The sequence below is a fragment of the Thalassotalea ponticola genome (assembly GCF_041379045.1).
Lineage (GTDB): Bacteria > Pseudomonadota > Gammaproteobacteria > Enterobacterales > Alteromonadaceae > Thalassotalea_A > Thalassotalea_A ponticola.
On record NZ_CP166871.1, the window covers coordinates 2,906,526 to 2,931,314 of the forward strand.

Consider the following 24,789-nt stretch of genomic DNA (forward strand, 5'->3'; position numbering starts at 1 on the left):
TATGGGTAAGTTACTGTTAGTAACCCTGTTGGCTTCTGGTTTATCTGGCCTCGTCGCCAATGTCGCCAACGCTACAAGCGATAAAACCAATGCTCAACAGCAGCAACAATGGCGCGCTACAGCAGAGCGCATCCGAACAACCTACGACAGCAATTTCGTTCGCTTGTCTCGCGGTGCGCAAAACCATTATGCGGTGAGAATGTACCGCCTGACTGGTGAGCTATATTACGCCCAACAAGCCGCCACCGAAGTACACCAGATAACCGACCGACTCAATATGTACGCTGAACACATTCACGATCGCGACTGGCGTCTGCAGCAGTCTAAGGCGATGATCGAGCGCATTAGAAAAACCCCGAGAGGCAAATTGCGTCGCGCCGTTTTACAAGATACACAAGACAAGCGATTTGCCCTATTCCTCATTTATCAAATGGCCAAACTCAACGAATACGGCTTACGCCACCCTGCGCATCAGTTGTTTGTCGATTATATCAACACTGTACAGTTGTACGAGCTGCTTATGTCATCGTCGTTTATTCACGCCTATGCTGCGCAAGTAGCCAACTACGTTTATTGGCTCAAGGAGCTCAAAATTAGCGACTGGACGGATGATTTAAAGGCGGCATTTTTACGCGCCTACCCCGATGACCAAGACAGTAAATTGAGTAAACGCGAGTTCAATAACAAGTTATATGGACTCACCCACATTATTCTGGCCGATAGCCAGTACTATCAGCACACTGTCTCAAAACAGGAGCACGCATGGATTCTAGACTACTTTGAACAACGCCAACAGCGAATTGTCAAACACTCAAAAGAAGACGTTCAGGCGGAAGTAGGCTTGTGCTTTTTACTGGCTGGCCTAAACAACCACCCGACATTATTGGCTATGCAAGACGCGATCAACAACGCCGTTGATGAAGAGAAAAATATGGTGCTTTCCGTTAAAGGCAGTGACGATTTGAGCACAGGCGAGCATCGCAATGTATTAGCCTATGCCTTGCTCAATTGGCCTGAAACCCTGTTTCAAGGTCCGCACTTGTTAGAACACCGACAACTGAAAGGCAAAGTACCGATAGTGTATCGTCAATAAGTGACGTTTATACGTCGTCAGAGTAAATAACATATTGAACTAATTAAAAGTTTCTCTTGTCGATGAGACTACAACGATTATACTAATAGGCAGACTGACACCCCCGTAGACAGCAATAGTGGATCTTGACATGCAATATAACACCTCAGAATTATGCAATCTTTACTCAGATTCGATCGACGTACTCGAACCTATTTTGAGTAACTACGGTGGCCGTAGCTCCTTTGGCGGTACCGTTGTGACGATTAAGTGCTTTGAGTCCAATGGCTTAATCAGCGACATGGTCGAGCAAGATGGCTCTGGTAAAGTATTAGTGATTGATGGTGGCGGCTCTTCTCGTCGCGCCTTAATTGATTTCTACATCGCAGAAACCGCCGAGAAAAACGGTTGGGAAGGCATCATTTGTTATGGCAGTGTACGCGAGGTAGATCAGCTTGAAGATTTAGATATCGGTATTCAAGCGATGATTGCAATCCCGGTCGGTGCTGACGATACCGAGGTCGGCGAAGTGGATGTCGCTGTGAATTTTGCTGGGGTTACCATTTTACCCGAGGATCATATTTACGCCGACAATACCGGTGTGGTGTTATCTCAAGACGCTTTAGATATCGATTAACCTGGCAATAAACACCGGCGATATCGACAATCTGGCTCATCGCCATAACCGACATCTACTGCGCTCTGTGAAGTGTTGCTCACATTGCTAGGACGTATTGATCTTCGCTGTGTGTTTTAGCTACGGTCAATACGCCCTAGAGTATCTAGCGCACCTTGTGACCGTGCTTGAACAACGCTGTTAGCGGATTAACACCAAATTGATAACACAGCTGTGCTGGTTGGCTAATATCCCAAACGGCAATATCGGCTTCCATACCAACAGCAATCTCGCCAACTTTATCATCAATACCGAGTGCGCGCGCCGCATTACAGGTCACTCCTGCCAGCGCTTCATTTGGCGTTAACCGAAATAGAGTACACGCCATATTGAGCATCAGTTGAATTGAATTGATCGGTGAAGACCCTGGGTTGGCATCACTCGCAATAGCCATGCGCACATTGTTATCGCGCAACATTTGAATTGGCGGTAATTTGGTTTCTCGCAGAAAATAAAATGCCCCCGGCAACAGTACGGCCACCATAGAGGCCTTACTCATTGCTTTGACGCCGGATTCAGACAAGTACTCTAAGTGATCACTTGATAGGGCGTCATAACGAGCGGCCAGCTCTGTTGCCCCTAAATCAGACAGCTGTTCAGCGTGTACCTTGACTGATAACCCATGCTGTTTAGCCGCTTGGAATACGCGTTCAGTTTGTTGCACACTAAAGGCGATGCCCTCACAAAATACATCAACCGCATCAGCTAATTGTTGTTCAGCCACTTGCGGGATCATCTCATCGCACACCAAGTCAATGTACCCATCGCTGTCGTTTTTGTATTCTTTGGGTAAGGCGTGTGCGCCTAAAAAGGTTTTTTGCACTCGCACAGGCAACGCCTCAGATAAGCGTTTAGCAACCTTCAGCATTTTTAATTCGTTGTCGACATCCAGGCCATAGCCCGATTTAATTTCAATACTCGTCACCCCTTCGCTGTGTAACGCCGACAACCGAGGTAAAGCGGCATCAAATAGCTGGTCTTCACTGGCCTTGCGCGTTGCTTCAACGGTTGACACTATGCCCCCGCCGCTTTGTGCTATTTGCTCATAACTCGCGCCTTGCAGGCGCATTTCAAACTCATTGGCGCGGTGTCCACCAAAGACAATGTGGGTATGGCAATCAATTAATCCAGGGGTTAACCACTGCCCATCGACATCAATAACCTCAACCGATGCGGTTAATTCGGGTAGTTGGCTCATGTGGCCTAACCAGGCGATTTTGCCATCGGCAACCGCGAGTGCGGCATTTTCAAGAGCGCCGTAAGATGTCGCGGCTTGTGTCATAGTGGCGATATTGGCGTTAATAAATACCGTTTGCCATGATTGAGACAACATTGATTGCATGAGTACCCCTTTTACATATCGTCGATGAAATCGGCCGCTATTGTACGGTGAGTGAAGACGCCGCGCAAATAATGATCTCCCGGTGACGATTATCACTTGCTTGCTAGTACGTTGATAAGCGTGACTTTAAAACGGTCACTTTGTCCTTCATTTTGCTCGGTCAGATGTTACTATATGGCGATTTTTGTTAATTATAGCGATGAGTTATGTCTTTGTATCGATATGTTGTAAGCCTCGCATGTACGTTTAGCTTGCAAGCGACAGCGTCTGTTCAGTCTGCTGAGCAAGCCGCAGACCAATCCCTGGCAATGGAACGCATTGTCGTTCAAAATCAAAGTAGCCGTACGACACTCGTCAGTGGCGTTAATAAACAAGCCATAGCCAACGTCAACCCAGAACACATTGAACAGCTGATGGTGCGCATCAGTGGCAGTGAATTTCATCGAGGTAGTGGCGTTGAATATCTACCCTCGCTACGCTCCGGTGTGCTCACCGGTGCTGGTGCCTGCGGTAGCCTATTGACCTTAGTCGATAGTATTCCACTTCGCGCCGCCGGCTTTTGCAATATTAACGAATTGTTTGAGGCGCCCCTAGCTCACGCCCAATACATAGAGGTGTTCAAGGGCCCTTGGAGCTCAGTATTTGGCTCAAACGCCCAAAATGGGGTTATTAACGTGATCACGCCAAATGTCATTGCTAATGATTTTGCCGACCTAGACCTAAGCGTCGGCAGCGAGGACATCTATCGCGCAGGCATCGACATCAATCATGCCGATAGTGCCATACGCGGCCAATTGTCCGTCACTAGCGATCACGGCTGGCGACAAAGTTCAGGCGTAGAACAGCAAAACCTGTACCTTAAACACCAAACCGAAAGTCGTCATAGACGCTACACCAGTACTTTTAGTCTCAATCACTTAGCACAACAAACAGCGACATACGTGGTTGGTAAAGACGCTTATAAAGACGAACAACTCAGCCAATTAAACGCCAATCCAGATGCGTATCGCGACGCCTACTCCTTGCGCGCAGCCGTGCACATTGAACAAGATCTGCAAAATGGCGACGTGATATCGCTAAGCCCGTATCTTCGCCACAATGACATGGCGTTTTTGATGCACTTTTTACCCGGCCAACCGATTGAACAAAATCGCCAACAAAGCATCGGTATCAAGAGTCAGTATCAAACTAGCTCACAGCCAGACTTACAGTGGTTAATGGGCTTTGACGGTGAATTTAGTCAAGGCTCCCTGTTGCAATATCAGGATGGTCCTACCCTTGGCTCTAACTTTCTGCAAGCGACGATCCCCGAAGGTAAACATTACGACTATCGCGTTAACGCCCTGTACGCAGGTGCGTTTGCACGCCTCGATTGGCTTGTATCTGACCGCCTGAGTTGGCAACTTGGTCTGCGCGTCGATTATCAAGGTTACGATTACCACAACAATATGCTCGCCGGTAGAACCGACGAAAATGGCGTCGCGTGTGAGTTTGGCGGCTGCCGTTACAGCCGGCCGGAGAATAGAGAAGACAGCTTTACCACGCCTTCTTATCAACTGGGTATGCAATACCGACTTAGCGATGACAGTCAGCTCTACATCAACGCTGGCCATGGTTTTAGAGCGCCACAAGCCACCGAGCTATACCGCTTACAACGCGAGCAACAAAGTGCCGATTTGGGCGAGGAGCAAACGGATAGCATTGAGTTTGGTTACGCTATCACTGACAGCGTTTTGAGCCTCAAACTGGCGTTGTATTACAGTGAAAAACAACAGTTGATCATTCGCAACAGCGATGCTTTTAACATCAACGGCGCGGGTTCTCGTCACCACGGTATTGAGCTGGATCTCAACTGGCCTATCAATCGACACCTAACCTATTTTCAACACTCTAGTTTCAATCGTCATCGCTACACCCATGGTCAACGCAATGCGCTTGCAGATATCGCCGGTAATGACCTTGATTCAGCGCCCAAGCACTTGCACACTTTAGGCATGCAATGGCAGGCAAGTGATCGAGTCAGTGCTCAATTGCAATACCGATGGGTGGATGATTATTTTACTGATGCAGAAAACCAACACCACTACCAAGGCCATCAGTTAATCGACGTACTCAGTCAGTATCAGCTCAACAAGCGACTGAAGCTGCAATTGCGCGTACTCAACCTTCTAGATACGCGCTATGCTGCCCGAGCGGACTACAGTAGCTTTAGTGGCGATCGCTACTTCCCCGGCCAAAGCCGTCGCTTTTATGCCGATATCAATTACCAATTTTAATCGTTAGGTAATAAAAAGTGCAGCGCCTGAAAATCACTTTGGGCGCTGATGTTAACGGCCTCATTCGGGGCGAGAGCAAAGCCATCTCCAGCTTTAAATTGACGCTCTGCGATTTCAGCCTGCCCTTCGATAATATGGACATAAGTGACGTAGTGCTGGTCGTGTAAACGATAGTCATCGCCCTTAGTTAATACCAAACGCGACAATAATACATCTTGATCTAAGGTGAGCGAATCGGCGACGCCAGTTTCACTGACCAATGGCGTTAACACACCTTGCTGCTTGATATATTTTTGTTGATACGACGGCTTTCGCCCTTTGTGCTTGGGTTGAATCCAAATTTGTAAAAAGTTTACCGGTTCGGTCTTTGACCCATTGTATTCCGAGTGCATGATACCGCTACCCGCACTCATACGTTGTACTTCACCAGCAGTAATTTTATAGCGATTACCGGTACTGTCTTGGTGCTCCAAGCTTCCCGACAACACATACGAAATGATTTCCATATCGCGATGACCATGGGCACCAAAGCCAGCACCCGGTGCGACGATATCATCGTTAATCACCCGCAACACCGACACCCCCATGTGTTTCGGATCATAGTAGTGGCCAAAGGAAAAGCTGTGTTTTGACTGTAACCAGCTAAAGTCAACATGGCCTCGCTCTTCACTTAAACGAATATATTGCATCATTGCCTCCAAAAAAAACTAATAATCTCTATGATCTTTGTGGTATCGATTTCATTCGCATCAACAGGGGGTTAATCGAAGTGCGGTGAGAAAATGACTTTTAAACCAGTCCAATAACCGAATATGTTAGGACTGCGTTTATTAAGCATTTTTAACGCGTTGTGATTTACTCATCAAGAATAACCACACAGCGCAAGCGCCACTTTGAAAAAGCACTCGCATAACTGCGACAAAACAGACAGCAAAGATCAACAGTTCACAGTGTAATCAACGAGGGCGCTTTACAAAATTAGTATAAATAACCTACTGCATTCGAAATAATCGAACTGTCTGCCCACCCTAGATTCCGCGAATTTTCGGATGTCGGTTAACACAGATAGCGCAATTCGGCGAGAAACGTTCGCGCCGCAGGTCCCAAACTATCGCCATCTTTAAAAATCAGATATAACGCGGCTTCGCGATGATTTTCAAAGCTTAAATTCAATGTTTTGAGTTGATTTGATTGCAATTCTTGGTTTATTGAACTGATCGGCAGCCACGCATAGCCCAAACCGTTTTTAATGATATCGATGGAACTGCGCATATGGCTTACCGTCCAGCGCTGCTCAGCGCCAAGCCAACCTGCATCGGTATTGGTATGCAGAGCAGAGTCTCGAACCACGATTTGTCGATGGGCTTTTAAGTCTTCAATGGTTAACGGCCGTTCGATTTGGTGTAATGCGTGTTCGGGGTGAGCAACCGCTTGAAATACTATGCGGGTGAGTTGCTCACTAAATCCACCGCTTAAGCGAAACGGAGATATGGCTAAGTCAACCTCATCTTGTTCGAGTAGTTCGCGAGCACCACCTAAAATACACTCGCGAATTTCAATGTTTAATTGAGGATACTGGGCCGACACATTCTCCAGCACTTGATAGAGTATATTGACTGGAAAAATCTCTTCGACGGCCACCCGCAACGTGGTTTCTTCGCCTTTGGCTAGGGTTAAGCCCACGGCTTCTAACTTTGCCGCTTCCTGCAATAAATAATCCGCCCGTTGTAAAAGCTTTTCTCCCGCTTCAGTGAGCACCGTTTTGCGCCCTTCCACTTCGAGTAACTTAATGTTCAACGAGTCTTCAATTTTACTCACTGCGCTGTGCACACTCGATTGGCTTTTGTGGATATGAGTGGCCGCTTGATTAAAGCCACCGTACTTAACGACGGCGCGAAACATGCGCCATTGCTCTAGTGTTATTCGCAGTAATGAGTCCATTTTTTTTCCTGTTATGACGCGGCCAAACGCTGTCTATTGTGCGCACTTAAATAATCAATATCAGGACCGGCTGGCACAACTTGAGTTGGGTTAATCATGGTGTGTGAAAAGTAGTAATGACGTTTTATATGATAAAAATCTACCGTTTCAGCTACCCCTGGATATTGATATAGCTCGCGTAAATAATTACTGATATTTGGATATTGTTCAATGGTTTGTCGATTGCATTTAAAATGTCCCACGTAAACGCTATCAAACCGGATCAAGGTGGTGAATAAACGCCAATCGGCTTCGGTTAGCACGTCGCCAACTAAGTAGCGTTTGCTGTCTAAGCGTTGCTCAATGGTATCTAGTGCAGTAAACAACTGGTGGTAAGCTTGCTCATAGGCTTGTTGCGTGGTGGCAAACCCAGCTTTGTACACACCATTGTTGATGTGCTGGTAAACGTAGTCATTAATTTCATCGATTTCTGCGCGCAATGCACTGGGGTAGAAGTCCAACTCATTACCTGTTAACGAGTCAAAGGCACTGTTAAACATGCGTATAATTTCTGACGATTCGTTAGAGACAATACATTGGCGCTTGGTGTCCCACAGCACGGGAACAGTCACTCGACCACTGTAGTCAGTTTTGTTTTTGGTGTAAATTTGGTGCATGTAATCGAAACCAAATAAATGATCGGAGCTCGAGCCGGATTCGGTGTCAAAGGTCCAGCCGTGCTCTAACATGTCGGGACTGACAACCGATACACTGATGTAATCCTCTAGCCCTTTTAGTTTGCGAAAAATAAGGGTTCGATGCGCCCAAGGACAGGCCAGCGATACGTATAAATGGTAGCGCCCGCGCTCGGCGGCAAAGCCTGCTTCACCGGTAGGTCCAGCGCTGCCATCGGTTGTTATCCAATTGCGCAATTGCGCGGTTTCACGCTGAAATTCGCCTTTGCTCTCGTCAGTGTTGTACCATTGATCGTGCCATACGCCATTAACTAGCAAACCCATAATTACTCCTCTCATTCTATCTTGTGTCTAACTCATAGTATGGCTTGCTCTGGGCCAGTTTAATATTTCAAATAGCGGTTTTATTAATTCGCTTTAAACGAATGAACCGTCAACGCTCGTTCAAAGTGATGAGCAACAACGCGTGTACATCGACATTGTCGGATAGTTAGTTATTGACGCTATAGATAAAAAAATGCATTAACCTAGCCTTGGCTAAGTTAATGCATTTATAAGGATATTGATGTGAGCGAGTTACAGCGACAAGTTATCTAAGATGTCGTCGTCAACGCGGTTAGCTAAAGTCACTTTAAGTTTTGGCGTACGCGCCATTTCTCGGCGAATAGCAAAATCCGCCTCTTCATTGCGGGCCCAGCTGCGTCGCGCAATACCGTTATTAACGTCAAATAACAGCATCGATTGCACACGGCGCTCGGCATCATCGCTACCGTCGAGCAACATACCAAAACCGCCATTAGTCACTTCGCCCCAGCCTACGCCACCGCCGTTGTGAATAGACACCCAAGTTGCGCCGCGGAAACTGTCGCCAATCACATTGTGAATTGCCATGTCTGCGGTAAAGCGACTGCCGTCATAAATATTTGAGGTTTCTCTAAACGGTGAATCGGTGCCACTGACGTCGTGGTGATCGCGCCCCAATACCACCGGCCCTATTTCACCGCGATTAATCGCGTCGTTAAAGGCTTTGGCTATTTCAATGCGGCCTTGCGCATCGGCATAAAGAATTCGCGCTTGTGAGCCAACCACCAATTTATTTTGCTTAGCATCCTTGATCCAAGTGATGTTATCTTGCATCTGTTGTTGAATCTCTTCTGGAGACTCTAGCATAATGCGCTCGAGTACCTCAGCGGCAATGGCGTCGGTTTTATCGAGATCGTCACTGTTGCCCGATGTACACACCCAGCGGAACGGACCAAAGCCATAGTCAAAACACATTGGCCCCAAGATATCTTGAACATACGATGGATACTTAAAATCAATACCGTTGTCCGCCATCACGTCACCACCTGCGCGTGATGCCTCAAGTAAAAAGGCATTGCCGTAATCAAAGAAGTAAGTGCCTTTTGCCGTGTGGCGATTAACCGCATCTGCATGGCGTTTTAAGGTTTCTTGTACTTTCACTTTGAAAACATCAGGCTCTTCGCGAATCAAGCGGTTTGACTCTTCATAACTGATGCCTACTGGGTAGTAACCACCCGACCACGGATTGTGTAATGAGGTTTGATCAGAGCCTAAATGAACAAAAATATCTTCCTTGTCGAAGCTCTCCCAAACGTCAACAACATTACCGATGTAGGCGATAGATACCACTTCTTGTTGCTGCTGTGCCGTTTTAACGCGGGCGATTAGCTCGTCCATATTATCAATAAGCTCGTCAACCCAACCCTGCTGGTGACGCTTTATCGCCGCTTTAGAGTTGACTTCAGCACATACGGTAATGCAGTTAGCAATATTACCCGCTTTAGGTTGCGCGCCGCTCATACCGCCAAGACCTGCGGTCAAGAAGATCTTGCCTTTTGCCGTTTCACCTTTGGCTAAGACCTTGCGAAATGCGTTCATCACCGTGATCGTGGTGCCGTGTACGATACCTTGCGGACCGATATACATAAACGAACCCGCGGTCATTTGACCGTACTGGGTCACACCTAAGGCGTTAAATTTTTCCCAATCATCCGGCTTCGAGTAATTCGGGATCATCATGCCGTTGGTCACTACAACGCGCGGTGCGTCTTTAGACGATGGAAATAAACCCATTGGGTGACCAGAGTAAAGGTGCAATGTTTGATCGCTTTCCATTTCACTCAAGTACTTCATCGCCAGCAAATACTGCGCCCAGTTTTGGAAAACTGCGCCGTTACCACCATAGGTGATTAACTCTTCAGGGTGCTGGGCTACCGCTGGGTCAAGGTTGTTATCGATCATCAACATGATTGCTGCCGCTTGCTCGCACTTGGCTGGGTAATCACTGATCGAGCGCGCTCTTAATTCATAGTTTGGTTTGAAGCGATACATGTAGATGCGCCCGAAGTCTTTTAGCTCTTGCAGAAATTCTTCAGCCAGCTCTTGATGCCACTCTTTGGGAAAGTAACGCAGCGCATTGCGCACCGCCAGTTGCTTTTCTTCTGCGCTGAGAATGTCTTTGCGTTTTGGCGCGCGGTTAGCGTCTGCTGGATATGGCTTAGCCGCTGGTAGCTCAGCTGGGATGCCTTGCTTAATTTGTTGTTGGAATTGACTAATACTCGTCATGTTCTTCACCTTGTATTTAGTGCGAAAAGCTTACCGTAAATGCTTGAGTTTTTACCAACTCAATCATCGCATCAATGTCTGGTTTTAGCAGTCTGTCTTCTTCTAACTTAGCCACTTTACTGCGGATCAATGCAAAGTTTTGCTCAATCAGATCAGAACATGTATTCGGGCGTCTAAACTCTAGAGCTTGCGCTGCATACATCAACTCAATGGCAAAAATTTTGTCGAGATTACCTAGAATTTGATTCAATTTACGACCTGAAATACTGCCCATTGACACGTGATCTTCTTGTCCCATTGAGGTTGGCACGCTGTCAGCTGACGGTGGGAAACACAGCGATTTATTTTCAGTTACCAAAGCCGCTGTTGCGTATTGCGGGATCATCATCCCCGAGTTCAAGCCACCCGATGTGGTGAGTAAGCGCGGCAAGCCATGCAAACCTTCTAGTAATAAGTAGCAACGTCGATCGGCGATATTACCTAACTCAGCTGCCGCAATGGAGGCATAGTCGAGAACCATTGCCAGCGGTTGACCGTGGAAGCTACCGCCTGAAATAGCTTCTTCGCTACTGATAACAATTGGGTTGTCAGTTACCGAGTTCATTTCAATTTCAACTAGCTCTTGTAGGTGGTAATAGGCATTGCGAGACGCGCCGTGCACTTGCGGAATACAGCGCAGTGAATACGGATCTTGAACGCGATCACAGTCGGTATGAGAGGCCATATTCTGCGAGTCTTTGAACAGACGTCGCATACGCGATGCCACTTCTAAATTACCTTTAAAAGCACGGGTTTGGTGTAGCTCATCTCTAAATGGTGACTGGCTACCTTGCATCCCCTCAATACTCATTGCGCCGGCGACATCGGCCAAGTCCAACAAGTAACGCATTTTAGTTAATGCGGTAATCGCGTGCGATAGGATAAATTGGGTGCCGTTGATCAATGCTAAGCCTTCTTTCGCCTGCAATTCAAGTGGCTGAAGACCATGCTCGGCAAGTAAGGTTGCGGCCGAGATGGTTTTATTACCTTGCCAAAACTCACCTTCACCGATTAACGGTAAAAACAAATGTGATAACGGTGCTAGATCGCCCGAAGCACCTACTGAACCTTGCTCGGGAACGACTGGAATGAGATCGAGTTCGAGAAAGGTCAACATGCGCTGAACAACGTCTAAGGTAATACCAGAGAAGCCTTGACTCAAAGCGTGCACTTTGGTGATCAGCATAAGCTTGGATATCGACTTTGCGATTGGCTCGCCTACGCCCACCGCATGGGTAATCAATAAGTTTTTCTGCAATAAATTGGTTTCTGCTACTGAAATCTGGGTGTCACAAAGCGGACCAAAGCCAGTATTAATCCCGTATACCGCCTCATCAGAATTAGCCATTTTCTCGACATTCTGTCGACTTTTATTAATTTTATCTATTGCTTGTTGGCACAATTCGGCTTTAATCGCACCCGATGCAATGCCATTAACCGTATCTAGGTCTAGGCGATCAATACCATATTTAAAAGTCACACGTATCTCCTAAAAAGTTAAGTGACCTCCCAAGCGATACTTGTCGCCGGGGGAAGTCAAAACGGCAAAACTGACAACGCCTTGAGATGACCAAGTACGTCGTTTTACCTGTAAACAAGGTTGTTGTTGGTCGATCGACAACAACTGATTTATTTTTTCACAAGCGATTATCGCTTCTACTTCGTGCGTTGCCTCCGTGAGCGGAGCAACCTTTGATAAATATTCGTGTGGCGTTAACTGACTAAAATCTTGATCGAGATAGTCAGGTGCCACTAATGGGTTGACATAACGCTGTTCTAGTTGAATCGGTCGCTGATTTTCAAAGTGTAAAATTTCACTGTAAAAGATATCCGTGCCCCGCTCTAAGTCAAACAAGCTGTGCAGTGGTTCGGGTAAATGCAGTTTCGACAAGGCAATAGTTTGGGCTTGGTAAGCATGACCGCGCTGTTGAATTTCATCGGCAATATTTTTTATTTCTAACAACGACGATTGTGATTTAAAACTGGCGACGAATGTTCCGCGTCCTTGAGTTCGGTATAAAACATTTTCATCGGTTAACTCTTGTAACGCACGACGGGCGGTCATTCGGCTAACCTTAAACTGGCTAACCAACTCGTTTTCTGAGGGCACTTGCTGATGCTCGGGCCAGATCCCGTGTTCAATGTTGTGCAAGATGTGTTGTTTAATAACCACAAATTTTGGCTGCGACACTTTATATCCCTTAACCATTAAGCCTGTTACACACTACCCGTTAAGCATGTGCTTGCCTTAATTCAATCAAACCGATACGGATAACAGTGGGGCGCTAGTTTGGCATAAAACACTTGTATATACAACCTCTAAGAACCCGATATAACGGGGCTAGCTACTAACAGTATAGCTAGACTACGCAGCGCGGTTAACAAAACCAAGTAACAGATCTGTGCAGATAAAAAAACAGCGCTTAATAAGCGCTGTTATGTCATTGATGGGTAAATTCGGTTAACTCAGGTTAACGATATTAAGCTGATTTTCTCGTTGTTGCTGTTGATCATCTTCGTCAACAACCACTGGCTGACTGGGAATGTCTGGACTGTCAAAACCAATGTCGCCGTCGGCAAACGGCGTGCCTGTGGCTTTTAAGCCGGCAAAGTCGTACAACTTGGTATCAGCCAAATGCGACGGCACCACATCGGTAACCGCTTTAAACATGGTTTCGATACGACCTGGGTATTGTTTATCCCAACCGTTGAGCATTTCTTTGATAATTTTGCGTTGCAAGTTTTCTTGCGAACCACATAAATTACACGGAATAATCGGGTAAGCACGTTGCTCTGCGTAACGAACAATGTCTTTTTCTCTACAGTAGGCAAGTGGACGAATGACTATGTGCTCGCCGTTGTCGGTAACCAGTTTAGGCGGCATACTTTTTAGCTTACCGCCGTAAAACATGTTCAATAATAAGGTTTCTAAAATATCATCGCGATGATGTCCCAAGGCAATTTTTGTCGCGCCTAGGCGCTTAGCCGTTTTGTACAAAATGCCGCGACGCAAACGCGAACACAATGAACACGTGGTTTTGCCTTCTGGTATTTTTTCTTTAACGATCGAATACGTATCTTCGTTAACGATGAGATGTTCTACATCAATTGACTTCAAGTATTGCGGCAACACATGCTCGGGAAAACCCGGTTGCTTTTGATCGAGATTAACCGCAACAATATCAAACGAAATAGGCGCGACTCGTTGCATGTGCATTAACGTATCGAGCATGGTATAGCTGTCTTTGCCTCCAGATAAACAAACCATGACTTTGTCACCGTCTTCAATCATATTGAAGTCAGCAATGGCTTTACCCACCTCGCGGCGAATGCGTTTTTCCAATTTGTTAAAACTGTAAGCCTGTTTTTTGCTGATAGCGTCTTGCATTTTGACCTCGAACCATTTCAGATGTGTTAAATCGGCGCGAATTATACTGAATATCAAAATTAAAAGGTATTAAAAAGTGTACAAGCATTATGCCATTAATGCTCAACCAGTTAGCGGATAATACGCGTGTTGTTGGCGTCGCCCATCGCTTGAGGTCTGCGCCATGCTGTATTTTGCCAAATGTCGTGTGATCAGTGTCGATCCGTTAAGCTCTTTAATCAGCCAAAAGCCAATGCTAAGTGCGGTTAATACGGGTTTAGTAATTTTGACATATTATGTCGCAGAAATAATAAAAAGCTGTTATATTGGTTTTTATTCGGTTAATAATTGTTCATTCGAGCAACCAAAGGAGGTGCGATGACGTTTGCAAACGATGTGATTGCCTGGGCAAGTGTTGGTGTGTTTTTAATGGTCGCAGAGTTAGTAGTACCGGGTGGTATTTTGGTATTTCTCGGCAGTGCAGCGGTGATCATTGCCGCGTTATTGCAATTTGGCGTAATTGAGCACTGGGTCCATGCCTTTACCGCTTGGTTCATTATCTCTATTGTGCTGTTATTGGCGTTTCGCAATCTCGGTCAATCATTGGTCGGCGGTGACAGCCGAATAGATAACACCGATGAAGAGCTCGACGTCTATGGCAAACAAGTGCCGGTTATTGCAACAATTGGTCCGGGCAATAAAAAGGGACGCATTTTACTGCAAGGCACTGAATGGAGTGCCCTTGGCGATGGCAGTGAAATCAAAGCCGGTGAAGTGGCAACCATCATCTGTCGAGATAATATTTCTTATGTCGTCGAACGCTGTACCGATCGCCAATAACAATAATCAAAACAGAACATTGACGCGACAGTGTCACTGATAATAAGGAGAGTTATGTGTTTGTGTTAACCTTGGTCTTACTGGCCGTTCTATTTATTATTTACAAATTAATATTGATCGTTGAGATGCGCGAAGTTTGCGTGGTCGAGCGATTGGGAAAGTTTCGCGCGGTTATGCAACCCGGCGTTCATTTTTTAATTCCATTTTTTGACAAAGTCGCTTATCGCCATGAAACGCGAGAGCAAGTACTCGATATTCCAGCGCAAAGTTGTATTTCTAAAGACAACATCCAAATTGATGTCGACGGTTTGGTTTACATCAAGGTGATGGACGGCGCCAAAGCCAGTTACGGTATCGAAGATTACCAACGGGCGAGCGTCAATCTTGCGCAAACCACAATGCGCAGTGAAATTGGCAAATTAAATTTAAGTCAAACCTTCTCTGAGCGCGAAGCGCTAAACGAAATCATCGTACGTGAAATTGACAAGGCTTCCGACCCTTGGGGTATTAAGGTACTGCGCTATGAAGTACGCAATATCACCCCTTCGGCTAACGTGATTCACACCCTAGAGAAGCAAATGGAAGCCGAGCGTAAAAAACGCGCAGAAATCACCCTTGCCAACGCCGAGCGCGATTCAATTATCAATTTATCCGAAGGGGAGCGTCAAGAAGCCATTAACTTGTCTGAAGGCGATAAACAGCGACAAATTAATGAAGCGGAAGGCAGAGCAAAAGAAATCGAAATTATAGCGGATGCCACCGCCAAAGGCATGGCTCTGATTGCCAGAGCAGCTAACCACCCAGGCGGAGATGACGCCATCAAAATGCGCCTGATGCAGGAGTTTATCGATCAAGCCGGCAGTGTGTTAAAGCATGCTGATGTATCGATATTACCGACTGAAATAGCCAAACTTGACGCCTTTTTTACCGGCGTTGAAAAAGTCAGCTCAACGGTAAAAGGAGCCTAATGATGAATGATATGAGTTACAATTTACCCGCTACCGATGTTGCTGTGTTGGTTATTTGGGGAGTGATATTTTTAATCTTTATCGTCAAACTTCTCCAATCGATACGCCTAGTGCCAACCAAATCCGCCTATATTGTTGAGCGTTTGGGAAAATACCACAAAACCTTAGAAGCCGGCTTTCACGCGCTTATTCCGTTTATTGATCGAGTGGCCTACATTCAAGATTTAAAGGAAGAGACCATTGACGTACCACCGCAAGAGTGCTTTTCAATGGACGAAGTAAACGTTGAAGTTGACGGGGTTATTTACATCTCGGTTACCGACCCAGTTAAAGCGAGTTATGGCATCACCGATTACCGCTTTGCGGCGATGCAATTGGCACAAACAACGACCCGCTCGGTCATTGGTACCTTGGAATTAGATCGCACCTTTGAAGAACGCGACTTGATCAGTGCCAAGGTGGTTGAAGTACTCGATGCCGCTGGCGAAGTCTGGGGCATTCGCGTGCACCGGTACGAAATTAAAAATATCACTCCGCCGCAAACCGTGCGCAACGCAATGGAAATGCAAGTCAACGCAGAGCGTGAGCGTCGCGCCATTTTGGCAGAAAGCCTTGGCGAAAAACAAAGTCGCATTAATCGCTCTGAGGGTAATATGCGTGAGATGATTAATATTTCAGAAGGTGAGAAGCAGCGACGCATTAACGCCGCTGAAGGTAAAGCAGCTGAAATATTAGCGCTAGCCCAAGCAACTTCCGATTCCATCGTCAAAGTTGCGGATGTGATTAACCAACAAGGTGGTCAGCAAGCGTTAAATATGCAATTGAGTGAGCAATACCTCAAACAAATGCAAGGTTTGAGTAAAGAAAACCGCAAAGTGATATTGCCCGCAAACATATTAGATTATCAACAGTGGATGACCACGATCGGTTTGCAAACTGAGGCCAAGTAGCGGAGTAACAATAATCGCTAGAGAGCTAGGGCGTGACATTACCCTAGCTCTTTTTTTCTCAATCAACCGAACTTGACGGTTGCAGTTGCTGACAAATATACGCGTAACTTTGCTCCGACAAGACCGCTTTCGACAGATAGTGTTGCGCGCCATTTTTCTCAATTAAAATTAACCCTTTGGCGGTTTTAATTAAGCGTTCAACATCGCTCCATAAACACTGCCTATCAACGAAATCCGACTTGCTGTGAACCCCCTGCTGATCGATGGTTAAGGTGACTTCATTACCCGCCGCTTTGGAGAACATCTGACGGGTTACCCACCAACCTCGAGCAAAGCGGACACTGAGTACCTCAACCAAGCCTAATACGTAAAAGAAGTAACCTAAGTGACCACTCAGTTTTTCGATATTGGCCGCGGAAATAAAAAAACCCAGCGCAAATAAAATCAACGCCTTGCTGTAGCGCTTCCACCCTTGTTGACGCAGACTTGCAGATTGTTCAAAACACTCGACAAAGTGCGCCTTGTCTAAGGTAAACGTATGTTCAAATTTTGTCATTTTACGATCATTAAAAAAGCCCAGTTCACGGTTGTTGACCGGGCTGAGTTAGTAAATAAAGCGGTGAGTAAACTAAGGTTGAGGCACCAATTTTTTTATTCCTTGGCCATCAATTCCGACATAAATAAAGCCATCGCGCCCTTGATACACATTGCGCACTCGACCAATACCATCGAGCACTTTTTGTTGTTCAACGACCTCGTCTCCATTCAGGGTAATCAGCACCAAGTGACTGAATTTCATCGAACCGAGTAAAATCTTATTTTGCCATTTAGGGTACTTGCTCGAAGTTACAAAGGTCATCCCAGACGGGGCAATTGACGGATCCCAATACAGTTTCGGTTGCTCCATACCATCTTGACGAGTAAGGTCGGTAAACGAGGTGCCATTGTAATTAACACCGTAACTGATCACCGGCCACCCATAGTTTTTACCTGCTTCGATTAGATTGAGTTCATCTCCTCCCTTAGGACCGTGTTCGTGTGCCCAAATACGACCTGTATTTGGATCGGTAGCCAAGCCTTGAGGATTGCGATGTCCATAGGAAAAAATGGCCGTTTTCGCCCCAGCGACATCGACAAAAGGGTTGTCGTTAGGAATACGGCCATCATCGTGCAAACGATAGACTTTTCCGCCGTCAACACTGAGATCTTGTGGCAACACATCGCGCTGTCCCCGATCGCCAATTGAAAAGTAGACGAACCCTTGTTTATCAAAGGTAATACGCGAACCGTAGTGATGACCCTTCTCACTGTTTTCTGCACCTTTGTATAGCCATTGCAGATCAACCAGTGAAAAATCCTTTAAACGAGCGCGAATCAATGCCGTATTGCTGCCTTTGCCTTCGCCTTTATCACTTGAAAAAGTAAAGTAAATCCAACCGTTGTCTGAGTATTCAGGATGTAAGGCGACGTCCAACAAGCCCCCCTGGTTATTGACTACCACATTAGGTAAACCTTCGATGTCTCGGTCAATCATCACCCCATCTCGAATGAGGCGTAATTTGCCGCTTCGCTCAGTCACTAATAAATCGTTATTAGGTAATTGCACCATCCCCCAAGGGATTGTGACATCACTTTGAGTGGGCATGACTTTCACGGCTTGTTCAACCTCAGATGCCGCTTGTTTTTGAGCGGCAGAAAGGCTGTTGTCTTGAGCGTAACTGGTGTGACTGAACAGAAGTGTAGAACTCAGGGCTATTGCACTAGCTAGTTTGTGATTCATCGACTTTCTCTTTCCTAACAATAACTTTATAAAAATAATTAATAACCAATAGCATAACACAGGCACTGAGTACCGTGAAAACATGTACTACGAGGGTACTCACTTTTAGGTTGTGTTGCCACAAAAAAACCACGCCGGAACGGGTCACAAAAAACAAGTTAAGCAAACTTAGGTGAATAAATAACACACCGGCAAAAGTTGCTAATTTTCGTGATGTTAAGTTACGCATGGTCGGTTTCTAGTATCTTTTGTTGGCTAAAATAATTCAGTAAGTCATTTACGTTAAATTTAAAATTATGCTCGTTAAAGTAGCGACTGGCCACGCACTTGGTCAACGGCCCCTGCCAAGGGGCAAATGCCACAGGGTTGCGACCAACTGAAGCAAACGCGGTTTGATAAAACGCTTTTCGCGTTGGGTGATGAGGACACACACCATTGACGACCTCTGGTGCACTGTCCATCGCCAGCAATGCAACAATAAGCCCTATGGCATCATCTCTGTGAATCATGTTGACCACTGAGTCGGGGTTATCAACAGTGCTCTTATTGCTAAAAAAACGTGCAGGTTGCCGCTCATAGCCAAACAGCCCTGCCAGCCTAAGCACGGTTTTTTGCGCCACATGGGCCTTTAGCACCGACTTTTCAGCACTTGCTAACAACGCCACTTTATCATCGCTCATATCCAGCTCAGCGTGTTCATCGACGACACCAGACAAGCCATTGTAAACCGCGGTTGAGCTAATTAACACAATCTGTTGCAGTGCACATCGGTCGGTTTGCGCCAACTGCATCAGCGCCTCGATTTGTGCCGGGTAATTGGTGCGCCCATGGCGAATACCCGGTGGGATACAAATAACCCAATGGGATGCGGTTAACAGCACATCGTTGAGCAGATGCGGTGCATCAACAACCGATACTTGCACCGCATTGGTTCGAGCGGTTGGCGATGTAATACTCTGTCTGAGTTGCTCACATTTTTGCTCTGTGCGACTTGTTGCGATGACATTGTATCCAGCTTGTGCTAACGCGCTCGCTAACGGGCGGCCGAGCCACCCGGCGCCAATCACCGCGACCGTAGCCGCTTTGTCAACCGGCGAAGTCATGCTGTTACTATTTGGAACCGCCATATGTATCCTCTCACTCTCAGCTTAGCGCGCTAAAATAACATACTTACCGCGGAACGTAGCGACCTGATTGTCACCGTCAAACACCCCTACCTGTACGTGGATTCGAGCCTTGTTTTTACTTTCCAATAGACCAATATTACCGTCTTGTTCGAGTGTTCTTGCCGTCGGAAAGCCGTGCAGTGGTTTGCGGTATTCAATCGATGCATCGGCGAGGACGATATCACCATCAAGCATAGCATCGGCTAATAACAAGTACACTTGTCCCCAACCAGTGAGTGTCGCTAATGTGTATACACTACCGGCAAACATGGTGTTGTGTAAATTCAAGTTAGCTTGACGATCTGCACAGGTGGTCAATGCCCCGTCGATAACGCTACACGGTTTGATCTGCATAAATTTACTCAACGGAATAGTCTTATGCCAGACCCTCTCTAAGCGTTGCAACACGCGCTCATAACCACTGTCAGCAAGAGCAATTGTTTTTTGCATTTTATAGTGCTGAATTTGGCCATACAGCAAGTGACTTTTGGCAAGTATTTGATAGCCGCAGTTGCGATAAAAATCCAATGCATTTTCGCGCGCCTGAAGCTCTATGGTACTCACCCCACGCTCTGCTGCCGCTTGCTCTAACGCCGTCAGTAACTTTGCCCCTAAACCTTTGCCCTGATGCGCATCATCTACCGCCATAAAACGAATGTTCGCTTTATCTACCCCCACCTTGTGAACACGACCTACGCCAACCACGCGATCGCACTGGTCGACAACCATGCGATGCACTGCCTGTTGTTCAAGATCATCGAGTTCAGAGCCAACGGGTTGCTGCCACGCTTGTCTTAGTTGACAATAACGCAACTGGTAATAGGCCTCAAATTGGGCATCGCTTTGAGGCGAAGTAATTCGGTAACTCATCGCTAAACCCTGAGTTGAAAGGTTACAGGACCGTCATTGACCAACGATACTTGCATATCTGCTCCAAACTGTCCGGTAGGAACACTAAAGCCCATTGCTCGCAGGTGTTGACAAAACTCGAGGTAGAGAGTTTCACCGAGTTCGGGTGACGCAGCAGAAGAAAAACTCGGGCGTTTACCACTGTTGGTATCGGCCGCTAGGGTAAACTGCGATACCACTAAGATGTCACCACCAACCTGGCTGACGTTGTGGTTCATTTTACCGTTTTCATCGTTAAACATGCGATAGGTCGCGACTTTATTGGCAAGGCGCAGTACCTTACTAGGTTCATCGCCTTTTTCGACACCGAGTAAGACCAGTAAGCCGGTGCCAATTTCACCGTGAGTTTGACCGTCAATAACCACTTTGGCGCTACTGACGCGTTGAAGTAAAGCAATCATAATAGTTCTTGTTATTTCGATTCTAGTAAGAAGTCTGCCATCATATCAGATGCTTGGATAATGGCATCAATTATTCCATCCTCAAAGCCACTGTGCCCGGCATTGGGAATAATGTGTAGGCGCGCATTTGGCCAACGGTCGACTAATTGATAAGCCGCTTGCACCTGACACACCATGTCGTACCGGCCGTGAATCACATACGCCGGTAGGTGGGCTATGCTGCTCAGTTTTTTCAACAGCTCATTGGGCTGTAAAAAACACTGGTTGATAAAATAGTGATTTTCTATCGACGCCATGGCAATCGCATTGTGTGTGTCTTCGGGCGTGTCGATACTGCGCTGCTCGACGTGCAAGGCCGATATTCGCGTTTCCCACAATGTCCATGCCTTAGCAGCAGCAACTTTGGCAATGTCGTTATCAGAGCTCAACAATTTGTGATAGTTGGCAATAACTCGACCTCCTGCCATGAACTCAATTGGCGCTAGAAAATTTTGATAATCATCGGGAAAAAATCGGCTGGCACCATTTGCTCCATACAACCATTCTAGCTCTGTCTCTGAACCGAGGAAAATACCGCGAAGAATAAAACCAAGTACCCGATGGGGAAATGCTTGTCCATAAGCGAGCCCCAATGTTGTCCCCCAACTGCCACCGGCGATTAGCCATTTATCAATGCCAAAGTGCTCGCGGATCTCTTCGATATCTTCGAGCAGCAAGGCGGTGGTATTATTTACGGTGCTCGCATGTGGCGTTGAACGCCCTGCTCCGCGCTGATCAAATACGATAATGCGATAACGCTGAGGGTCAAAATAGCGGCGGTGATGCTCGCTGCTTCCACCACCGGGACCACCGTGTAAATAAAGTACTGGGATACCATCCGCGTTGCCACTTTCTTCTAGATACAGGCGGTGCTCTGCGCGCTGAATAAAGAGCTGCTGGTTTGGCTTAATATGAGGGTATAACAGGCGCACTATAGCTCCCAACCGACTATCTTGATGCTAAGTTTAGTCGATCTTTTCATCAGCTAAACTCGGTTGCTGTTTAAATTCGTGCAAGCTCACGGTAAATTCGGCGCCGATAAACACCACCAACCAACTCACATATACCCAAACAAACAGTATTGGAATAATCGCCAAAGCGCCATAAATTGCCTCATAAGAAGGCAAATGGGTGACATAAGCGGCAAAGCCTTTTTTCGCGATTTCAAACAAAACGGTCCCCACTATTGCCCCAACTACTGCATATTTAATCACCACATCGGTGTTGGGAACTATTAAATAGAGCACCATAAAACCAGCCCATGAGGCAACAAAAGGCAAACTGTGCAGCAAGATATTATTGACATCTTCACCGGCAAAAGAGACCAAAGATACGATATAACTTGTTGCCACTATCGAGACACCAATAAGTACAGGGCCGAGGGTTAATATCATCCAATAAATAGCAAAGGAGGTGACAACTTTGCGGCGTTTGTAGATACGCCATATGCGATTTAATGCTGTGTCCACTGACGAAATCAATAACATTGCTAAAATAAACAAACTAAAAATAGCGGTTGCTGACATTTGTGAGGCATTATCAACAAAGCCATTTAAATGACTCTGAATCGTTTCAGATGCGGTGGGTACAAAGTTACTGAATACAAATGTTTCAATGTCTTGCTGCATTTTAGCGAAAATGGGAAACGCGGTAATAATTGAAAACATCACCATGAACAGCGGCACCAATGACATTAACGTCACATAGGACAGGTACCCTGCTGACACTTGTATTTGATCGTGTTTACAGCGTTCGATAAGATGCTTGATAAACTGCCAAATTGGCAGAGTGTTGTTGTTGATTGAAAACTTTTGTGACAATTTCATTAGTAACACGTTGTAAATATTAATATATATTACACTATACTAAATTATCGAGAGAACTCTAGGGAGTATTTAATGGCGGGTCAAGGTTCTGGTGGTAATGTGATTGCAGCAATTTGCAATGTTTTTATCCCAGGTTTAGGTCAACTGGTGCAAGGCAGAGTGTTGGCTGCCATCATATTTTTTGTCTTTACCGGTATCCTCTATTTCACCGTTGTACTGTGGATTGTGGGCGCGATTTTCCATCTGTGGTCAATTATTGATGCGGCGCGTTATAAAGGCCCCTAAGCCGCTCGACATACGACGTTATCTGACAAAACCATAAAGTGCCAACGCACCTTATGGTTTTTGCCATTCACCTACAGCAATTTTAACACGGCAACAAAAACAGCTGTCAGTAACACACTTGAACCTATCACGCCACGCACACTGGTCATCGGTCCTTGCTTACCAACAATGGCATTAGCTTCGAGTAAACCGATAATCAGTACACAAACCCACATAGCCATTGAGCCCCAGCCGTAACCGTAGCCGCCTGACAAGTGCGGACCGGCCAACATAAAACAGACCATTGGCGCAGAAAATAGCGTATTGGTGCGCGACGCTAACAACGCTTTACCTGCCGCGACAGGTGCATCGCCGTCAACGAGGCCAAGGGCAATTTTTTGGTTTGGCCAAATCACTAACCAGACGTTTAAAAACATCAAGGTGCCCAATAATACGCCCAACACGGTATAGTCGTTGATCAAACCGAGTTTAGTCACGCCCATTAACAACATCAGGCCGGTCAAAAAGGTAAACATCGCCGCCCAACGAAACCACCATAGCGCATCTGGTGCTAAGTGTTTTTTAGCGTCTGCCAACGCTTCAGCACTGGCTTTTTTAAAATAGCTTCCCTGAATAAAATTAAAATAATAAAGCAAACCTATCCATGCTATGCCAAATAGTACATGTGCCCAGCGAGTGGCAAAGTTAATCGTTTCCATTACGCTCATCGTAAACCTCACGTGAATTGTTGTTATTGGCGGTTACCGTTGGATCAATACCGCTAGTTAATTAACCAATTGTTAATCTAAACAACATACGCCTCACATTGTTTTTTTGCAATTATTTTAGGTGCTTACAATATAAAATGGGTTAGCGCTCAAGCGTGACCTAACACTCATCTCGATGGGTGTTAAACGCGTAAATGACTATAGAAAACAATGAAAAGATCTAAAAAGCTACTGGAAAAAGCTAATTTAGTAGTTAAAATGAACGCCCTAGTCAGAACAATTAGCTGACTGACATTAATAACATATATCCGGAGAACACTATGGCAATTTCATTACCAGCATTACCTTATGCAATGGACGCACTTGCGCCGCACATTTCTCAAGAAACTCTAGAGTTTCACTACGGCAAGCATCACAACACTTACGTTGTAAAACTAAACGGTTTAATTGAAGGCACTGAACTTGCTGACAAATCTTTAGAAGAGATCGTAAAAAGCTCTGAAGGCGGTGTATTTAACAACGCTGCTCAAATTTGGAACCACACATTTTACTGGAACTCATTAACGCCAAACGGCAACGGCGCACCAGTTGGTGAATTAGCTGAAGCTATCAACGCTCAATACGGTTCTTTTGACGAGTTCAAAGCTAAGTTCAACGACATGGCTGTAAACAACTTTGGTTCAAGCTGGACTTGGTTAGTGAAAAAAGCAGACGGTTCTTTAGACATCGTTAACACGTCTAACGCCGCGACACCGCTAACTGAAGACGGCGTTACCCCGCTAATCACTGTAGATTTATGGGAACACGCTTACTACATTGATTACCGCAACCTTCGTCCAAGCTACATGGAAGCGTTCTGGACACTAGCGAACTGGGAATTTGCCAACGCAAACTTCACCGCTTAATCGCCAGCGATTAAAATCATTACAAAAAAGCGACCTC

General features: G+C 46.0%; 24 protein-coding genes. 8 read left to right on the forward strand and 16 right to left on the reverse strand.

All coding sequences use genetic code 11. The annotated features are described in order from the left end of the window. Position 1 precedes the first annotated feature (1 nt). Both ACAY30_RS12690 and rraA read left to right on the forward strand, forming a co-directional pair. Positions 2 to 1,093 carry a DUF3541 domain-containing protein gene (locus ACAY30_RS12690; RefSeq protein ID WP_290252584.1) on the forward strand — a complete coding sequence of 364 codons (1,092 nt, stop codon included), beginning with the start codon at positions 2 to 4 and terminating at the stop codon, positions 1,091 to 1,093. Positions 1,094 to 1,223: 130 nt separating this feature from the next. After that, complete coding sequence (rraA, locus tag ACAY30_RS12695) at positions 1,224 to 1,709, forward strand: ribonuclease E activity regulator RraA (protein WP_290252583.1); 486 nt, start codon at positions 1,224 to 1,226, stop codon at positions 1,707 to 1,709. 145 nt (positions 1,710 to 1,854) lie between these two features. On the opposite strand, the gene hutI is transcribed toward rraA, so the two are convergent. Then, a complete protein-coding gene (gene hutI / locus ACAY30_RS12700) occupies positions 1,855 to 3,090 on the reverse strand; it encodes an imidazolonepropionase (protein WP_371189927.1) in 1,236 nt (411 codons plus the stop codon). Between the two features lie 206 nt (positions 3,091 to 3,296). On the opposite strand from hutI, the gene ACAY30_RS12705 reads away from it, so the two are divergent. Continuing rightward, on the forward strand, positions 3,297 to 5,366 hold the full coding sequence (locus ACAY30_RS12705) for a TonB-dependent receptor (RefSeq protein ID WP_290252582.1): 2,070 nt from the start codon (positions 3,297 to 3,299) through the stop codon (positions 5,364 to 5,366). Here ACAY30_RS12705 and ACAY30_RS12710 read toward each other — a convergent pair. The 7 genes from ACAY30_RS12710 to ttcA all read right to left on the reverse strand — a co-directional run bounded on the left by ACAY30_RS12710 (position 5,363) and on the right by ttcA (position 13,997). Continuing rightward, positions 5,363 to 6,055: a pirin-like bicupin family protein gene (locus ACAY30_RS12710; RefSeq protein WP_290252631.1), complete on the reverse strand. Its 693-nt coding sequence runs from the start codon at positions 6,053 to 6,055 to the stop codon at positions 5,363 to 5,365. The genes ACAY30_RS12705 and ACAY30_RS12710 overlap by 4 nt on opposite strands. A 367-nt stretch (positions 6,056 to 6,422) precedes the next feature. Beyond that, positions 6,423 to 7,307, reverse strand: a complete 885-nt coding sequence (locus ACAY30_RS12715) for a LysR family transcriptional regulator (RefSeq protein ID WP_290252581.1) — start codon at positions 7,305 to 7,307, stop codon at positions 6,423 to 6,425. An 11-nt stretch (positions 7,308 to 7,318) separates the two neighbouring features. Then, positions 7,319 to 8,305 carry a glutathione S-transferase family protein gene (locus tag ACAY30_RS12720; protein ID WP_290252580.1) on the reverse strand — a complete coding sequence of 329 codons (987 nt, stop codon included), beginning with the start codon at positions 8,303 to 8,305 and terminating at the stop codon, positions 7,319 to 7,321. A gap of 252 nt (positions 8,306 to 8,557) precedes the next feature. Beyond that, entirely contained in the window at positions 8,558 to 10,570 is a 2,013-nt protein-coding gene (locus ACAY30_RS12725; protein WP_290252579.1) for a urocanate hydratase, read from the reverse strand. A gap of 16 nt (positions 10,571 to 10,586) precedes the next feature. After that, positions 10,587 to 12,089 (reverse strand): histidine ammonia-lyase, encoded by a 1,503-nt coding sequence (gene hutH / locus ACAY30_RS12730; protein WP_290252578.1) that lies wholly within the window; start codon positions 12,087 to 12,089, stop codon positions 10,587 to 10,589. A 9-nt stretch (positions 12,090 to 12,098) separates the two neighbouring features. Beyond that, complete coding sequence (gene hutC, locus ACAY30_RS12735; RefSeq protein ID WP_290252577.1) at positions 12,099 to 12,800, reverse strand: histidine utilization repressor; 702 nt, start codon at positions 12,798 to 12,800, stop codon at positions 12,099 to 12,101. 270 nt (positions 12,801 to 13,070) lie between these two features. Further along, entirely contained in the window at positions 13,071 to 13,997 is a 927-nt protein-coding gene (ttcA, locus tag ACAY30_RS12740) for a tRNA 2-thiocytidine(32) synthetase TtcA (RefSeq protein WP_290252576.1), read from the reverse strand. Between the two features lie 357 nt (positions 13,998 to 14,354). On the opposite strand from ttcA, the gene ACAY30_RS12745 reads away from it, so the two are divergent. Genes ACAY30_RS12745 through ACAY30_RS12755 form a run of 3 tightly spaced genes read left to right on the forward strand, consistent with a single transcriptional unit; the run spans position 14,355 to position 16,734 of the window. Next, a complete protein-coding gene (locus ACAY30_RS12745; protein ID WP_290252575.1) occupies positions 14,355 to 14,816 on the forward strand; it encodes an NfeD family protein in 462 nt (153 codons plus the stop codon). Positions 14,817 to 14,872: 56 nt separating this feature from the next. Then, entirely contained in the window at positions 14,873 to 15,784 is a 912-nt protein-coding gene (locus tag ACAY30_RS12750) for an SPFH domain-containing protein (RefSeq protein WP_290252574.1), read from the forward strand. Beyond that, on the forward strand, positions 15,784 to 16,734 hold the full coding sequence (locus ACAY30_RS12755) for an SPFH domain-containing protein (protein ID WP_290252573.1): 951 nt from the start codon (positions 15,784 to 15,786) through the stop codon (positions 16,732 to 16,734). Before ACAY30_RS12750 ends, ACAY30_RS12755 begins: the two co-directional genes overlap by 1 nt. 58 nt (positions 16,735 to 16,792) lie before the next feature. Here ACAY30_RS12755 and ACAY30_RS12760 read toward each other — a convergent pair whose 3' ends face one another. The 7 genes from ACAY30_RS12760 to ACAY30_RS12790 form a co-directional block, all read right to left on the reverse strand. After that, on the reverse strand, positions 16,793 to 17,290 hold the full coding sequence (locus ACAY30_RS12760) for a YcxB family protein (protein ID WP_290252572.1): 498 nt from the start codon (positions 17,288 to 17,290) through the stop codon (positions 16,793 to 16,795). 72 nt (positions 17,291 to 17,362) lie between these two features. Next, positions 17,363 to 18,514: a PQQ-dependent sugar dehydrogenase gene (locus ACAY30_RS12765; protein ID WP_290252571.1), complete on the reverse strand. Its 1,152-nt coding sequence runs from the start codon at positions 18,512 to 18,514 to the stop codon at positions 17,363 to 17,365. 221 nt (positions 18,515 to 18,735) lie between these two features. After that, positions 18,736 to 19,641: an NAD(P)-binding domain-containing protein gene (locus tag ACAY30_RS12770; RefSeq protein WP_290252570.1), complete on the reverse strand. Its 906-nt coding sequence runs from the start codon at positions 19,639 to 19,641 to the stop codon at positions 18,736 to 18,738. Between the two features lie 21 nt (positions 19,642 to 19,662). Next, a complete protein-coding gene (locus ACAY30_RS12775; RefSeq protein WP_290252569.1) occupies positions 19,663 to 20,550 on the reverse strand; it encodes a bifunctional GNAT family N-acetyltransferase/hotdog fold thioesterase in 888 nt (295 codons plus the stop codon). Positions 20,551 to 20,552: 2 nt separating this feature from the next. Next, on the reverse strand, positions 20,553 to 20,990 hold the full coding sequence (gene dtd, locus ACAY30_RS12780) for a D-aminoacyl-tRNA deacylase (protein ID WP_290252568.1): 438 nt from the start codon (positions 20,988 to 20,990) through the stop codon (positions 20,553 to 20,555). An 11-nt stretch (positions 20,991 to 21,001) separates the two neighbouring features. Then, complete coding sequence (gene pip / locus ACAY30_RS12785) at positions 21,002 to 21,961, reverse strand: prolyl aminopeptidase (RefSeq protein ID WP_290252567.1); 960 nt, start codon at positions 21,959 to 21,961, stop codon at positions 21,002 to 21,004. 33 nt (positions 21,962 to 21,994) lie between these two features. Next, complete coding sequence (locus tag ACAY30_RS12790; RefSeq protein WP_290252566.1) at positions 21,995 to 22,855, reverse strand: virulence factor BrkB family protein; 861 nt, start codon at positions 22,853 to 22,855, stop codon at positions 21,995 to 21,997. 72 nt (positions 22,856 to 22,927) lie between these two features. Here ACAY30_RS12790 and ACAY30_RS12795 point away from each other — a divergent pair, with 72 nt between their 5' ends. Beyond that, entirely contained in the window at positions 22,928 to 23,140 is a 213-nt protein-coding gene (locus ACAY30_RS12795; protein ID WP_290252565.1) for a hypothetical protein, read from the forward strand. A 71-nt stretch (positions 23,141 to 23,211) separates the two neighbouring features. Here ACAY30_RS12795 and ACAY30_RS12800 read toward each other — a convergent pair whose 3' ends face one another. After that, the gene (locus ACAY30_RS12800) at positions 23,212 to 23,838 is read right to left on the reverse strand and encodes a urate hydroxylase PuuD (RefSeq protein WP_371189928.1); all 627 of its coding nucleotides are present in this window, start codon (positions 23,836 to 23,838) and stop codon (positions 23,212 to 23,214) included. 329 nt (positions 23,839 to 24,167) lie between these two features. On the opposite strand from ACAY30_RS12800, the gene ACAY30_RS12805 reads away from it, so the two are divergent. Further along, positions 24,168 to 24,752, forward strand: a complete 585-nt coding sequence (locus ACAY30_RS12805; RefSeq protein ID WP_290252563.1) for a Fe-Mn family superoxide dismutase — start codon at positions 24,168 to 24,170, stop codon at positions 24,750 to 24,752. Positions 24,753 to 24,789: the final 37 nt, after the last annotated feature.

Excerpts from the sequence above, each read along its gene's own strand:
- ttcA (WP_290252576.1), bottom strand. The coding sequence starts at position 13,997 with ATGCAAGACGCTATCAGCAAAAAACAGGCTTACAGTTTTAACAAATTG.
- ACAY30_RS12690 (WP_290252584.1), top strand. The coding sequence starts at position 2 with ATGGGTAAGTTACTGTTAGTAACCCTGTTGGCTTCTGGTTTATCTGGC.
- ACAY30_RS12760 (WP_290252572.1), bottom strand. The coding sequence starts at position 17,290 with ATGACAAAATTTGAACATACGTTTACCTTAGACAAGGCGCACTTTGTC.
- dtd (WP_290252568.1), bottom strand. The coding sequence starts at position 20,990 with ATGATTGCTTTACTTCAACGCGTCAGTAGCGCCAAAGTGGTTATTGAC.
- ACAY30_RS12705 (WP_290252582.1), top strand. The coding sequence starts at position 3,297 with ATGTCTTTGTATCGATATGTTGTAAGCCTCGCATGTACGTTTAGCTTG.
- hutI (WP_371189927.1), bottom strand. The coding sequence starts at position 3,090 with ATGCAATCAATGTTGTCTCAATCATGGCAAACGGTATTTATTAACGCC.
- ACAY30_RS12770 (WP_290252570.1), bottom strand. The coding sequence starts at position 19,641 with ATGGCGGTTCCAAATAGTAACAGCATGACTTCGCCGGTTGACAAAGCG.
- ACAY30_RS12805 (WP_290252563.1), top strand. The coding sequence starts at position 24,168 with ATGGCAATTTCATTACCAGCATTACCTTATGCAATGGACGCACTTGCG.
- ACAY30_RS12755 (WP_290252573.1), top strand. The coding sequence starts at position 15,784 with ATGATGAATGATATGAGTTACAATTTACCCGCTACCGATGTTGCTGTG.
- ACAY30_RS12745 (WP_290252575.1), top strand. The coding sequence starts at position 14,355 with ATGACGTTTGCAAACGATGTGATTGCCTGGGCAAGTGTTGGTGTGTTT.
- ACAY30_RS12710 (WP_290252631.1), bottom strand. The coding sequence starts at position 6,055 with ATGCAATATATTCGTTTAAGTGAAGAGCGAGGCCATGTTGACTTTAGC.
- ACAY30_RS12795 (WP_290252565.1), top strand. The coding sequence starts at position 22,928 with ATGGCGGGTCAAGGTTCTGGTGGTAATGTGATTGCAGCAATTTGCAAT.
- ACAY30_RS12790 (WP_290252566.1), bottom strand. The coding sequence starts at position 22,855 with ATGAAATTGTCACAAAAGTTTTCAATCAACAACAACACTCTGCCAATT.
- rraA (WP_290252583.1), top strand. The coding sequence starts at position 1,224 with ATGCAATATAACACCTCAGAATTATGCAATCTTTACTCAGATTCGATC.
- ACAY30_RS12765 (WP_290252571.1), bottom strand. The coding sequence starts at position 18,514 with ATGAATCACAAACTAGCTAGTGCAATAGCCCTGAGTTCTACACTTCTG.
- ACAY30_RS12715 (WP_290252581.1), bottom strand. The coding sequence starts at position 7,307 with ATGGACTCATTACTGCGAATAACACTAGAGCAATGGCGCATGTTTCGC.
- ACAY30_RS12775 (WP_290252569.1), bottom strand. The coding sequence starts at position 20,550 with ATGAGTTACCGAATTACTTCGCCTCAAAGCGATGCCCAATTTGAGGCC.
- ACAY30_RS12725 (WP_290252579.1), bottom strand. The coding sequence starts at position 10,570 with ATGACGAGTATTAGTCAATTCCAACAACAAATTAAGCAAGGCATCCCA.
- ACAY30_RS12800 (WP_371189928.1), bottom strand. The coding sequence starts at position 23,838 with ATGGAAACGATTAACTTTGCCACTCGCTGGGCACATGTACTATTTGGC.
- ACAY30_RS12720 (WP_290252580.1), bottom strand. The coding sequence starts at position 8,305 with ATGGGTTTGCTAGTTAATGGCGTATGGCACGATCAATGGTACAACACT.